At 39.5% G+C, this 12,520-nt stretch carries 12 protein-coding genes and 1 riboswitch; of the genes, 11 read left to right on the top strand and 1 reads right to left on the bottom strand.

The annotated features are described in order from the left end of the window. The first annotated feature begins 140 nt into the window (after nucleotides 1-140). Nucleotides 141-710 (top strand): YdeI/OmpD-associated family protein, encoded by a 570-nt coding sequence (locus C9J34_RS10120; RefSeq protein ID WP_107839747.1) that lies wholly within the window; start codon nucleotides 141-143, stop codon nucleotides 708-710. 60 nt (nucleotides 711-770) lie between these two features. On the opposite strand, the gene C9J34_RS10115 is transcribed toward C9J34_RS10120, so the two are convergent. Further along, nucleotides 771-1,679: a helix-turn-helix transcriptional regulator gene (locus C9J34_RS10115; protein WP_107839746.1), complete on the bottom strand. Its 909-nt coding sequence runs from the start codon at nucleotides 1,677-1,679 to the stop codon at nucleotides 771-773. Between the two features lie 77 nt (nucleotides 1,680-1,756). Here C9J34_RS10115 and C9J34_RS10110 point away from each other — a divergent pair, with 77 nt between their 5' ends. The 10 genes from C9J34_RS10110 (at nucleotide 1,757) to cbiE (ending at nucleotide 12,519) form a co-directional block, all read left to right on the top strand. Beyond that, complete coding sequence (locus C9J34_RS10110) at nucleotides 1,757-2,212, top strand: VOC family protein (protein ID WP_107839745.1); 456 nt, start codon at nucleotides 1,757-1,759, stop codon at nucleotides 2,210-2,212. A gap of 267 nt (nucleotides 2,213-2,479) precedes the next feature. Beyond that, the gene (locus tag C9J34_RS21935) at nucleotides 2,480-2,638 is read left to right on the top strand and encodes a hypothetical protein (protein ID WP_193768960.1); all 159 of its coding nucleotides are present in this window, start codon (nucleotides 2,480-2,482) and stop codon (nucleotides 2,636-2,638) included. 189 nt (nucleotides 2,639-2,827) lie between these two features. Further along, nucleotides 2,828-3,424, top strand: a complete 597-nt coding sequence (locus C9J34_RS10105; protein ID WP_107839744.1) for a TetR/AcrR family transcriptional regulator — start codon at nucleotides 2,828-2,830, stop codon at nucleotides 3,422-3,424. 63 nt (nucleotides 3,425-3,487) lie between these two features. Beyond that, nucleotides 3,488-4,630 carry an MFS transporter gene (locus C9J34_RS10100; RefSeq protein ID WP_107839743.1) on the top strand — a complete coding sequence of 381 codons (1,143 nt, stop codon included), beginning with the start codon at nucleotides 3,488-3,490 and terminating at the stop codon, nucleotides 4,628-4,630. Nucleotides 4,631-5,696: 1,066 nt separating this feature from the next. Then, nucleotides 5,697-6,680 carry a zinc-dependent alcohol dehydrogenase family protein gene (locus C9J34_RS10085; protein ID WP_107839740.1) on the top strand — a complete coding sequence of 328 codons (984 nt, stop codon included), beginning with the start codon at nucleotides 5,697-5,699 and terminating at the stop codon, nucleotides 6,678-6,680. A gap of 159 nt (nucleotides 6,681-6,839) precedes the next feature. Next, nucleotides 6,840-7,017: riboswitch (cobalamin riboswitch) on the top strand. 133 nt (nucleotides 7,018-7,150) lie between these two features. After that, nucleotides 7,151-8,791, top strand: a complete 1,641-nt coding sequence (gene cobJ, locus C9J34_RS10080; protein ID WP_107839739.1) for a precorrin-3B C(17)-methyltransferase — start codon at nucleotides 7,151-7,153, stop codon at nucleotides 8,789-8,791. A gap of 11 nt (nucleotides 8,792-8,802) precedes the next feature. After that, complete coding sequence (gene cobK / locus C9J34_RS10075) at nucleotides 8,803-9,576, top strand: precorrin-6A reductase (protein WP_107839738.1); 774 nt, start codon at nucleotides 8,803-8,805, stop codon at nucleotides 9,574-9,576. Then, nucleotides 9,563-10,240, top strand: a complete 678-nt coding sequence (locus C9J34_RS10070; protein ID WP_107839737.1) for a precorrin-8X methylmutase — start codon at nucleotides 9,563-9,565, stop codon at nucleotides 10,238-10,240. Before cobK ends, C9J34_RS10070 begins: the two co-directional genes overlap by 14 nt. After that, nucleotides 10,227-11,357, top strand: a complete 1,131-nt coding sequence (locus C9J34_RS10065) for a cobalt-precorrin-5B (C(1))-methyltransferase (protein ID WP_107839736.1) — start codon at nucleotides 10,227-10,229, stop codon at nucleotides 11,355-11,357. Before C9J34_RS10070 ends, C9J34_RS10065 begins: the two co-directional genes overlap by 14 nt. Continuing rightward, the gene (gene cbiE, locus C9J34_RS10060; protein ID WP_107839735.1) at nucleotides 11,332-12,519 is read left to right on the top strand and encodes a precorrin-6y C5,15-methyltransferase (decarboxylating) subunit CbiE; all 1,188 of its coding nucleotides are present in this window, start codon (nucleotides 11,332-11,334) and stop codon (nucleotides 12,517-12,519) included. Before C9J34_RS10065 ends, cbiE begins: the two co-directional genes overlap by 26 nt. Nucleotide 12,520: the final 1 nt, after the last annotated feature.

Raw genomic sequence — 12,520 nt, 5'->3', positions numbered from 1 at the left:
CCCCACTTTTAGCTCTATCTACTTAAACTTTGACTAAATAGCCGTATGGATTTTTGGACTAGCTCCTTTAAGACATGCCCATAAATCAAATAAAGGGCCAGATTGTGGAAGATAACATCTTAGAAAGGATATATTCAAAAATGGAAATTGAGAATTTAATTAGAGTTAAGACAAGACAGGAGTTGCGAGATTGGCTTGAAGAAAATTCAATTACAGCAAGGTTTTGTTGGGTAATAGTGAGCGTGGGTGAACAAACAGAAGTCATTCAGTATCTAGATGCAGTTGAGGAAGCATTATGCTTTGGTTGGATTGATGGTATAAAGAAGAAAATATCAGATACTGAACTGGCTCAAAGGCTTTCTCCAAGAAAGAAAAAAAGTAATTGGACAGAATTAAATAAGGAAAGAGTAAGGAGATTAGATAAATTAGGTTTAATGAAAGAAGAGGGACTGAGAATTCTTCCTGATATGCGACCTGAATCCTTTACTATAGATAAAGATATCGAAGCGCTTCTGAAAGAAGATGACCAATTATATCAGAACTTCATTAATTTTCCTGAACTGTATAGCAGGATTAGGATTGATACAATACAAAGTTATAGAAATGAGCCTGATATTTTTAGTAAAAGGCTAAATAAGTTTATTGAAAATACAAGAGAAAATAAAATGTATGGTCAGTGGAATGATAATGGCCGCTTAATCAATTATTGAGGAAAGGAAATGGAGCTTTTAATATCCATCATGTAATTTCCAAAGCTGACCTAAAACATGTTATTTGTAGAGTTTCATTGCTTCCTCTAAAAAATTTAAATACTTAGAAATAAAATCTTCTGGTTTTATAATTTTAACTTTATTACCGAATCCAGCTAAAAATTGGTAGGCAAATTGATTCTCAGGCAATTCGATTGTCGTAAGGTAACTTCTTGTAGTTACTTTTGTAACTGCATTTTTTCCGTATCTCTCGATAAATTGATCTCTTACAGCAACGTCTATCAGTAGCTGTACGCTAATCAAATTTAGTTGTTCATTATGTTGTTTTTTTTCTTCAAATACTTTATCGGATTTCGGGACAAAAAAACCGTCTTTTTGGATATTTGTTATCCTCGTCAATTTAAATGTTCGGTAGTCTTCCCGTTCTAAATTATAACCAAAAAGATACCAATGCATTTCACTTAAATGTAACTTATAGGGTTCTACTGCTCTGTAAGTTATGTTTCCTATTTGATCAACATACTCAAACTTTAATAACCAATTATGTTCAATTGCTTGCTGGATAAATAAAATATCTTCTTTCATTTGACTTCTTCCTACCCAATCATAAAATGTTAAATCCAGTTTTGGAGATATAGCTGCGCTAGTCATTCCTTTGATTTTTTGAATAGTCATTTGGATCTCTTGATTCGTAATTAGTCCCTCAAAACCTCCTAAAGCAATGAGTATATTTTCAATATCCTTGTGATTTAGTAATCGTTTATCAAATTTATACTCTTCCATTAGTGCATATCCCCCTTCAGAACCATATTCTGCGTAAATAGGGATGTTTGCGTAATTTAATGCTTCCATATCACGTTGAATCGTCCGTCTTGTTACATTAAAAAGCCGGCTAAACTCTGATGCTGAAACAACTTCTTTTTGTAACAAGATCATTATTATTGAGATAAGTCGCTCTATTTTTTTCATATTTCCCTCCTATATACGACATACACTTGTCGCCTATGTCCTATTATACTTCAAATATGAAAAGGAGGAATTAAGTTATGAAAGCAATATCTTATCTACAATTTGGTGGAAGAGCAGAAGAAGCGTTAGCCTTTTATGAAAAGGCATTACAAGCAACAAATGTAAAAATGGTGAGGTTTGGTGCTTTTAGTCAAGATCCGAATGTCTTATTAATGGAAGAAGAACAAAATATGATTATGGAATCTCGTATTGAGTTTTCAGGGAATATTTTAATGATCTCTGATATTCCGCCTTTTATGCAAGCTGCGACAGGCGAAATCACCAGTGGGAATACCGTTTTAATCAGTATTATTGATGCTAATCCGAATATGAATAAACAATGTTTTGAAGGGCTTTCAGAAGGTGGTACTGTGATTATGCCGTTATCCTCTACACCGTGGTCAGCAAGTTTTGGAATGCTAGTTGATAAATTTGGGGTGATGTGGAAGTTTAATAGTGATGCGAGTCAATTTCTAAATGGTTTCGTAGATTAAATTTGTATTATCAGAGTGGGTGTCCCGTTTTAAATTTTTACTAAATACCCACATAAAAACATTATTAACAGACCCTGAAGTACCTTTTTGATTGGTAATTTCAGGGCTTGTTTTATTTCTATATTTACAGGAAAGTTACTAGAAAGCCTGAGCATACAGGTGAAAGGTCTTGATTTTCATTAGAATTTATCCTAGTTCAGCAAATTCTTTTTGTATCGAAAGCAAAGCGGCAGATACAGAAAACCCCCTCTATAGGTGGTGAGATGAATGCCAGCATTAGACCTGCTTCAGCAGGTGTCACAGATTTTGAAGGGAGGCCTGCACGATGCAGGTCAGTTAACCGTTGTCACAGGAGGTGACGCTTTTAGGTTAACTTCCACTATGAGCGAGCTCAAAAAATCTGGACACAATTACGTCGAGGCGTAATTGATTTGTTTTCATAAGAGATAAAGATGTAGCTAAAGGTAAAAGATTTGAAGTTCATCTAAATATTTCTTGTGAAGCTATTCTATTTAATAAAGAGATGACATATTCATTAATAAATTAATTTGTTGACTGCTTGGTACAAAAACAGTATGCTACTAATACTACATTTAAAATGAGAGGAGAATACCATTGAACAAACGCGGCAGACCCCGAGAGTTTGATTATTCCACAATTGTAGATGTTGCAATGAAAACATTTTGGATAAGAGGATATGAGGGGTGCTCTACACAAGATCTATGTAGCGATACAGGACTTGGGAAAGGCAGTTTATACAATACGTTTGGTAGTAAACACGAACTATATAAGCAAGTGTTAGAACGCTATCATGAAACGGGGATTCGAGAACAGAGAAAATTGCTAGATACGCCCATTTCGGTTAGAGAACGGTTAAGTAATTTTTTTGAATGGGCATTAAATGAAGATTTTGATAATATTGATCAAAAAGGCTGTTTGTTGATTAAGGCAAGTTTGGAACGAGCTAATAATGATTTAATGGTTCAAGAAATTTTCTCGCGGCATGTTGAGGCTCTTAAACAAGCTATTGAAAAAGTGATGGAGGAAGGATTAAGAACTGGTGAAATTTTAAAAAAGCAATCCGCTGAGGAATTAGCTAGTCTATTTTTAAGCAGTTATTACGGATTCCGTGTTCTTAATGTATCTATGCAAGACCGAGTATTGGCTGAACAGGTTGTCAAAGGAACAATGGAATCTATTTTTGGCGCTTAGTGCGCTCTTTTTTTCTCATTATTTTTGTACCGAACATTACAATAATTGATAAGGAGTGTTTTCATGCCAGTTGTTATTTATTTGCTAGCTTTAGCGATTTTTTGTATGACTACATCAGAATTTATGGTTGCAGGTATGATGAATGAACTTGCTCTTGCATTTCAAGTTTCTGTATCATCAATTGGCTATTTAATTACAGCTTATGCAGGGGCAATGGTGATAGGTGGCCCCATTTTAACTGCGGCTCTCTTACGAATACCTAGTAAGCAAGCATTATTAGTTTTAATGTTTGTATTTTTAATTGGTCAATCGCTTGGAGCTATTGCGTGGAACTATGATATTATGATGATTTCTCGTATTATAACTGGTATTGCTTCAGCATCAGCTTTTGGCGTTGCGATTTCCTTTTCTGCAGCATTAGTTCACGCTGATTCAAGGGGGAAAGCCGCATCAATTGTACTCGCAGGTTTAATGATTGCAACTGTTTTAGGTCTACCTGTCACAACTGTTATCTCACAATATTTTGGCTGGCGTATTAGTTTTGGCGTCGTTTCTGTTCTTGTACTAGTATCAGGAATGATGATTCAATGGTTGCTACCATCATTGACCAATAAAGAGCAAGTAAATTGGCGAGATGAACTCATGCGCTTTAAAAATATTCATCTTTGGGCAGCGTATGTAACAAGTATGTTTATCATTGGTGGTACGTTTGCAGCATTTAGTTATTTCACGCCTATCTTTACAAATGTCACGGGCTTTTCAAACGCAAGTGTTCCATATTTACTTGCTCTTTATGGGAGTGCAACGGTAGTTGGAAATATAGTAATTGGTAAGTTTGCTGATAAATTTACAATGAGCATACTTACAGGTGGCTTGATGATATTAATAGCAGCATTGTCTTTATTTGCTTTTGGTGCAGAAAATAAATACATTGTAGTTATTTCTACTATTTTTATTGGTTTAACGGGTGTAGCAATGAACCCAGCTATGGTTACGAGAGTAATGAAAGCGGCTAGTAATGGAACGATGATTAATACGGTTCATAGTTCTTTTATTACCCTTGGAATTGTTATTGGTTCGTCACTAGGTGGTCTAGGAATCAGTAAAGGATATGGCTTTGTATCTCCACTGTGGATTGGAGCTTGTTTAGCTATTCTAGGGTTGATTTCATTGCTTCCATATGTATCTAAAAACGAGGGAGATTAAGTTATATCTTGCGTTTCTTTTCTGACATGTATTCTTTAAGTTTATATCAATACTCCTTTCTAAAAAAGTGATGTTATGTATAAAGGGGATTTGTGTTGTGAGAGGTCAATTAAATATGAATAATGTAGAATTTTTATTGGGTTGGATAGAAAAATAAACAGGGATAGGCAAGGGGAAAATGTGTTTAATGGGTGAGAGTTGCTATGGCTGCAAGAAGAATATCCAAAATATATGCAATCACTTGGCTTCGATTTGGTACGTGGATCAGAGCGAGGATATTTGACGCCAGCGCAATTAAACAAGTTGGAGAGCGAAACAAGCACATGGAGCGATAAAAAACGCCACTTTTTGAGTAGCGTTTTTGTTTTTGTTTCGAAGCTTTACGGTTTCTTCTTATAGAATGAACGTCATTTTTCCAAAATGCTTTGAAGCGTTGATATATAAAGCTTTAATACGATTTTCGGTGACGAAAGAAAAAATGTACAAAAAAATCCCATTAGGATAAGATTAAAGTGTTGAAGTTTAACCTAAGCCATAAGACGATTTCTGTACCCTTCTGATGGGGCAGAATGATGAGTGAGCAATTTTGTATCAAGATAAGCCGATAAAATACACAATAGATAAATCGTACCTTCGACAGTCTATAGCGGAATACGAGGAAAGTTTGAAAAAGTACGATGCAAAAAATGCTAGAGATTAGCTTGTAGCTACTCTTTTATAAACTATTTAAAGGGGTTTATGCTGATGACGATACCAGAATCAATACAGCCATCAATTATTTATGTTACATCTGCTTATTTTATTTTTTTATTCCTATTTGTTTTTTTCAGAGTTGTCGTTTTTAATTTCGCTTTAAAAAAGATTAAACGCCGACTAAGTATCGCTTACGATATTTCTCTTTTCGTCACTACAACACTTTGGTTCTTTTATCTACATTTACAAGACTTTATTTATTATAGTTACGATTCTCCCATATTATTATTTGTTAGTTCAGCCTATTTCATTGCAATATTCGATTTCATATATAATTATTTTTTATATAAAAAAAACAAAATAGGGGTGTGACATGATGAATAAATATGTTATATTCCATCAGTTTGGCAAGCCACAAGAGGTATTGGAGGTTCACTGTGCAGCAGCTAAGCCACTGGCAAGGGATGAAATTTTAGTACGCATGTTAGCAAGACCAATCAATCCTTCTGATTTAATCCCGATTAGAGGCTCTTATGCACATCGTATTTCTTTACCGACGATTCCTGGCTATGAAGGCGTTGGCATCGTAGAGGAGGTTGGTGCGGCCGTTTCTAAAAGCTTAATTGGTCAACGTGTCTTACCATTAAGAGGTGAAGGTACTTGGCAAGAATATGTGAAAGCACCAGCGAATCTTGCCATCCGAATTCCACAAGCGATTGACAATTTCACAGCAGCGCAAATGTATATTAACCCCGTAACCGCATGGGTCATTTGTACAGAGATATTAAACTTAAAGCCGTCAGATTTGTTGGTCGTTAATGCTTGTGGCTCTGCAATTGGTCATGTTTTCGCCCAATTATCGAAAGTGCTAGGTTTCCGTTTAATCGCGATTACACGTAATAATATACATACGAAGCAGTTACTAGCATTAGGGGCTTCTGATGTCATTTGTTCAGAAGACGCTGTACGAGAAACAGTACTGACTTTAACAAACGGATTAGGCGCAACTGCCGCAATTGATTCAATCGGTGGCACAGCAGGCACCGAGCTAGCATTTTCTTTACGCCCAGAGGGACAATTTTTAACGATTGGGTTGCTATCAGGCATCCAAGTTGACTGGACAAAGATTGCAAAGGAAGCTCAAGTAAATGCGGCAATTTTCCATTTGCGTCATTGGAATAAAAGGATATCCATCACACACTGGCAAAATACCTTTCAACAGCTCATTACATTAATTGAACAACAACAATTAACATTCATGCCAGCAACTGCCGAGTACAATTTAGTCGATGTAAAAGAAGCTGTGCACCATGTGGAAACCATGAAAAATCGGCTGGGTAAAGTTTTTTTAGTTTGAGTAGGCAAGCTTTGAATGCGCTCAATGCTTCTTGCTAGTAAGAAAAGCTTTATAAACAAAAATGATTATGATATAGTTTGAAAATACATAGTAAAAAATATTTTCAGATTAAAAGGGTAAACAAGCTATTTTACTATATTATTAATGTTTAACTAATTTCATATTTGAAACATAGAAAGTGCTCACAATCGTGTGAGGTAAAAGGGAAGCCAGTTAGATTCTGGGACAGCCCCCGCTACTGTAATTGCAGATGAAATCACAAAGCCACCTTTGTTGGGAAGGCGTGAGAGTAAAAGGAAGCATAAGTCAGGAAACCTGCTTTGTATGAAGATACCAACTTTTCGGAGGGAGAAGTTTTGGCGAGACAGGGTTTTTCTGTACTGTCTGTTAAGTGAATTTATATGCCAAAAGCTTTTGCTCTAGAAAGGAGCAGAGGCTTTTTTTGTTTGTATAAGAAGGAGGTTAGGACATTGAAAAAAGGGAAAATCTTCGTTGTAGGCTTTGGACCTGGAGACTATGAGCATATTACGAAGCGTGCAATTGATGCATTGCAGCAGAGCGATTTTATTATTGGTTATAAAACTTATGTGGAGCTAATTGAGCATTTAGTGACGGCGAAATCCATTGTCAGTACAGGGATGACGGAGGAAGTGTCACGTGCACAGGAGGCGGTAAGACAGGCAGAAGCAGGTCACATTGTTTCGGTTATTTCGAGTGGTGATGCAGGTGTTTACGGGATGGCAGGGCTTGTCTATGAGGTATTGATTGAGCTTGGCTGGACAGAAAAAGAGGGAATTGCCGTTGAGGTTGTGCCAGGGATTTCTGCGATTAATTCTTGTGCGAGCTTGCTTGGAGCGCCTGTTATGCATGATGCATGTACGATTAGCTTGAGCGACCATTTAACACCTTGGACAATTATTGAAAAGCGCATAGAGGCAGCTGCGATGGCTGATTTTGTCATTGCCTTTTATAATCCGAAAAGTGGTCGTCGGACGCGCCAAATTGTGGAGGCACAGCGAATTTTATTACAATATCGCAATCCAGCGACACCTGTAGGGCTTGTAAAAAGTGCCTATCGTGAGAAGCAAAATATTGTCATGACCACACTTGCGGAAATGTTAAATCATGATATCGGAATGCTGACAACAGTTGTTGTCGGCAATTCGTCCACATTTTTCTATGATAATAAAATGATTACACCGCGTGGCTATCAGCGTAAATATACACTTGGTGAGGAGAAGCAACCACTGCGTCCACATCAACGCTTGAAAAAGGAAGCGGAGCCATGGGCATTGGATCAAGAGACAGGTATTGCAGCAACAGGTTACGAAGAGCTAGAAGTGAAGAAGCAAGTACCAGAGCAAATTGTACCGAAAAAATCATCCTTCGAAATGGCAACATTGGCACTATCACTTGTGACAAAGCAAGTGCAACCAACACCGACATTTATCGAACAAAAAATGGAGGCTATTTTTGAAGTAGCAGTAAGCCCTGGTGTGGCAAATAAGTTTTTCACACCTGAGCAGATGCGGACATTAGCAGATCTGACAGGTGATGGCACGATGGAGTATACACCTGACCATCAGATTGTCTTAAAAATTCCAACAGACAATCCACAACAAATTGTCGAGCGTTTGGAGGAGGTAGATTTCCTCGTAGCACCAGTTGGGGATGTCCTCAATGTCAAGGCTTGTGATTTTTGTTATGGCGAGAAGGCAGATAGTATCCCCTATGCGGAGGCACTGCAAGCGGAATTTGGCGGAATGAAGCTACCAAAGCAATTGCATGTCGGCTTTAATGGTTGCGGGATGGCTTGTTATAAAGCGGTTTTTGATGATATTGGGATTGTCTACCGTAAAAGCAAGTTTGACTTGTTTATCGGTGCGAAGCCTGTTGGACGGACGGCACATGCGGCACAGCCTGTTGTTGAAGGGCTAGCGCCAGAACAGCTTGTACCGCTTGTTAGACAGATTGTAGAGGAATATAAGGCGAATGCCCATCCAAATGAGCGTTTATTCAAATACTTTAAACGCGTGAAGAAAATTTTGAATTTTGACTATGTCGATATGGCAACCAAAATTGAAATAGAACCTGCGCCTTGCGGGGATTAGAGGTGGTTTGAATGATTTTATTTTTAGCTGGAACAAGCGATGCACGAGATTTAGCAATCAGGCTTCAACAGGAAGGGCATCAATTGCTGGCAACGGTTGTCACACCTTCAGCGGCAGAAAGCTTGCAACAGGCGAGTATTCCACATCGCATTGGGCGCTTAACAGCCGCGCAAATGGTGGACATCATTAAAACAGAAGGTGTGCATTTACTTGTAGATGCCTCACATCCCTTTGCGGAAGAGGCATCAAAGCAGGCGATGGCGGCAGCACAAGAAGCGGATGTCCCATATATTCGTTATGAGCGTGCGCGAGAGGACTATGCACACCCTTTGATTACAACAGTGGCGAGTTACGAGGCAGCGGCACAGCTAGCGAAAGATAAAGGTGGCACGATTATGCTGACAACGGGAAGTAAAACGTTAGCTACTTTTACAAAGGTTTTGTTACCAGTAGAAGGTATCCGTGTCATTGCCCGTATGTTGCCGAATCTTGAAAATATGGAGAAATGTGCAGCATTAGGTGTAGCACAAAAGGATATTGTCGCGATTCAAGGACCCTTTACGAAGGAGCTAAACCATGCACTCTATACGCAGTATGGGGTGACACTCATGGTGACAAAGGCGAGTGGAAAAGTCGGCTCTGTTGATGAAAAAATTAGTTCCGCACTAGAACTAGGTATTGAAATCATTATGATTGATCGCCCGAATATTTCATATGGGCAACAGTTTTCAACATTTGAAGAAATTAGTCAACTTGTAGGAGGAATGGAAGATGTCAGGAAATAAAAACTTTAATACAGACTTTACACCATTAACAGTAGACCCAGATAAAATTTATGATTACAGCTTTTCGATTATTGCCGAGGAAATGGGTGAGCACAATTTCTCAGAAGACCAATGGAAGGTTGTACGCCGCGTTATCCATGCATCTGCGGATTTTGAGCTAGGACGTAGTGTAATGTTTACACCTGATGCGATTGAAGCGGGTGTTCAATCGATTTTAGCAGGACGCCATGTAGTGGCAGATGTGCAGATGATTGAGAGTGGTTCAGGTCGCAAGCGATTCCAAAAGCATGGTGGCGATTTGCATTGTTATATCGCAGACCCAGACGTATGGAAAGAGGCGAAGGAACAAAGTACAACGCGTGCGGTTGTGTCGATGCAAAAGGCAGTGCGTGAAAATGAAGGCGGCATTTATGCAATTGGTAATGCGCCAACCGCATTATTAGAATTAATTCGCCTTATTAAAGAAGGCATTGCGAAGCCTGATTTAATTATCGGGATGCCTGTAGGCTTTGTATCGGCGGCAGAATCCAAAGAGGAGCTTGCTAAATTAGAAGGAATTCCATTTATTACAAATGTCGGACGTAAAGGCGGTAGTACAGTCACAGTGGCGGCATTGAATGCGATCTCCATTTTAGCGGATGAACGAGCGAATGGAAAAGCCTAAAAAAGACCCGAAGGAAATGCGGCATGGCTATACGACAGGAGCTTGTGCAACGGCTGCGACAAAAGCAGCCTTGACCGCCTTGTTAACGAAAGAGGAGCAAGAAACAGCGACAATCCATTTGCCTGTTGGTAAAGATGCAACCTTCACAATGGATGTCTGTGTGTTTGAACAAGAAAGTGTACGCTGTGAGACGATTAAAGATGCAGGGGATGACCCCGATGCAACACATAAGGCACGCATTGTGAGCACAGTCAGATTGGTGGAAAAGCCAGGCATTCATTTAGATGGGGGCGTCGGCGTTGGTCGTGTGACAAAACCAGGGCTGCCTGTTGATGTAGGGCTTGCCGCCATTAATCCTGTGCCGCGTAAGATGATTATAGGCGTTGTCGAAGAACTTATACAGGAGTTTTCGATTACATGCGGTGTCGAAGTGATTATTTCTGTACCAGATGGCGAGGAAATTGCCAAAAAAACGTTGAATGGTCGTCTTGGTATTGTTGGTGGGATTTCTATTTTAGGGACACGTGGAACGGTCGTACCGTTTTCGACTTCTGCCTATATGGCAAGTATTGTACAGGCCATTAGTGTAGCAAAATCCGCTGGCTGTAAGCATGTTGTGATTACAACTGGTGGGCGCAGCGAGAAGTATGGAATGGCAGAGTACCCCGATTTGCCAGAGGAAGCGTTTATTGAGATGGGCGATTTTGTCGGCTTTACTTTAAAGCATTGCAAGCGTCTTGGCATTGAACGTGTCTCACTTGTTGGCATGATGGGGAAGTTTTCAAAAGTCGCACAAGGTGTCATGATGGTGCATTCGAAAAGTGCGCCGATTAATTTTGAATTTCTTGCACAATTAGCAAAAGCAGCGGGGGCAGATGAGGCAACGCTTGCAGAGGTGCTAGAGGCCAATACTGCCTCGCATGTTGGCGATATGATGCTAGAGCGTGGTTTGCATGACTTCTTTTATCAAATGTGTAAATGCTGTTGCTATGCCTCACTTGACCATATTAGAGGAGGCTTAACGCTATCTACCTCATTGTATTCAATGAAGGGTGAATTATTAGGGAGGGCTGAGAATATTGCCACAGTCAATGAAGATGATTGGTATCGGGGATAGCGTCGACGGATTGCTTCCGCAATACAAAAAATGGATTGAAACATGTGAAGTGCTTGTTGGTGGGGAAAGAGTATTGGACTTCTTCCCTGATGTACAAGCGGAGAAAGTTGTGATTAAAGGTGGCTTATCTGCACTTGTCACACGCCTGCAAAGTGAAACGCGTGAGGTGGTCATTTTGGCATCAGGTGACCCGCTATTTTACGGGATTGGTAGCTATTTAGCGAAAAAGCTACCGCTTGAAATTTATCCGTATATGAGTTCAGTGCAGCTTGCTTTTTCAAAAATGAAGGACAGTTGGCAGGATGCATATATTGTCAGTGTGCATGGTCGCTCCATGAAAGGGTTAGCGCAAAAGATAGATGGCAGACCGAAAGTCGCACTGTTAACGGATGAGGAAAATAGCCCAAATGCTATTGCCTGTTATTTAAAGGAATTTGGCATGCATGAGTATGAGGCATTTGTAGCGGAAAATCTAGGTGGGGAAACGGAAAAATACGGCTTTTACACACTGGATGAATTAGAAGCAGCAACTTTTTCACCGTTAAATGTGGTCATTTTGCGCCAAACAGTGACACCAAAAACATATACGCTTGGCATTGACGATGAGGAATTTGCACAGCGCAAGCCAGAGAAGGGCTTAATTACAAAAAAGGAAATTCGCACATTAAGCATTCAAGCACTTGCCTTACATGAGAAAAGCATTATGTGGGATATTGGCACATGCACAGGCTCTGTTGCCATTGAGGCAGGGAAAATTGCACGAGAAGGTGCGATTTATGCGGTGGAGAAAAATGAAGGCGATCTTGAAAACTGTCTGCAAAACCAGCGTAAATTCCGCGTAGATTTTACGGCGATACATAGTAAAGCGCCAGCAGGATTGGAAGACTTTCCAAGCCCAGACGCTATTTTCATCGGTGGCTCAGGTGGCGAGATGCAGGAGTTACTTGCTCTTTGTGTGGAGAAATTAAAAGCAGATGGTCGCCTTGTGATGAACATTGCCACGATTGAAAATTTATATGAAGCGGTTACAGCGTTGAAACAGAATGGCTGTCAAGTTGAAATTTTACAGGCACAGCTATCACGCAGTAAGCCCATTTTAAATATGACAAGATTTGTACCGCTAAATCCAATTTATATTGTGACGGCGAGAAAAGGAGTTTAAC

The sequence above is a fragment of the Metasolibacillus meyeri genome, from assembly GCF_003049505.1.
GTDB classification, from domain to species: domain Bacteria; phylum Bacillota; class Bacilli; order Bacillales_A; family Planococcaceae; genus Metasolibacillus; species Metasolibacillus meyeri.
The sequence above is the reverse complement of the archived record's forward strand: the minus strand, read 5'-3'. Positions and strand labels throughout refer to the sequence as shown.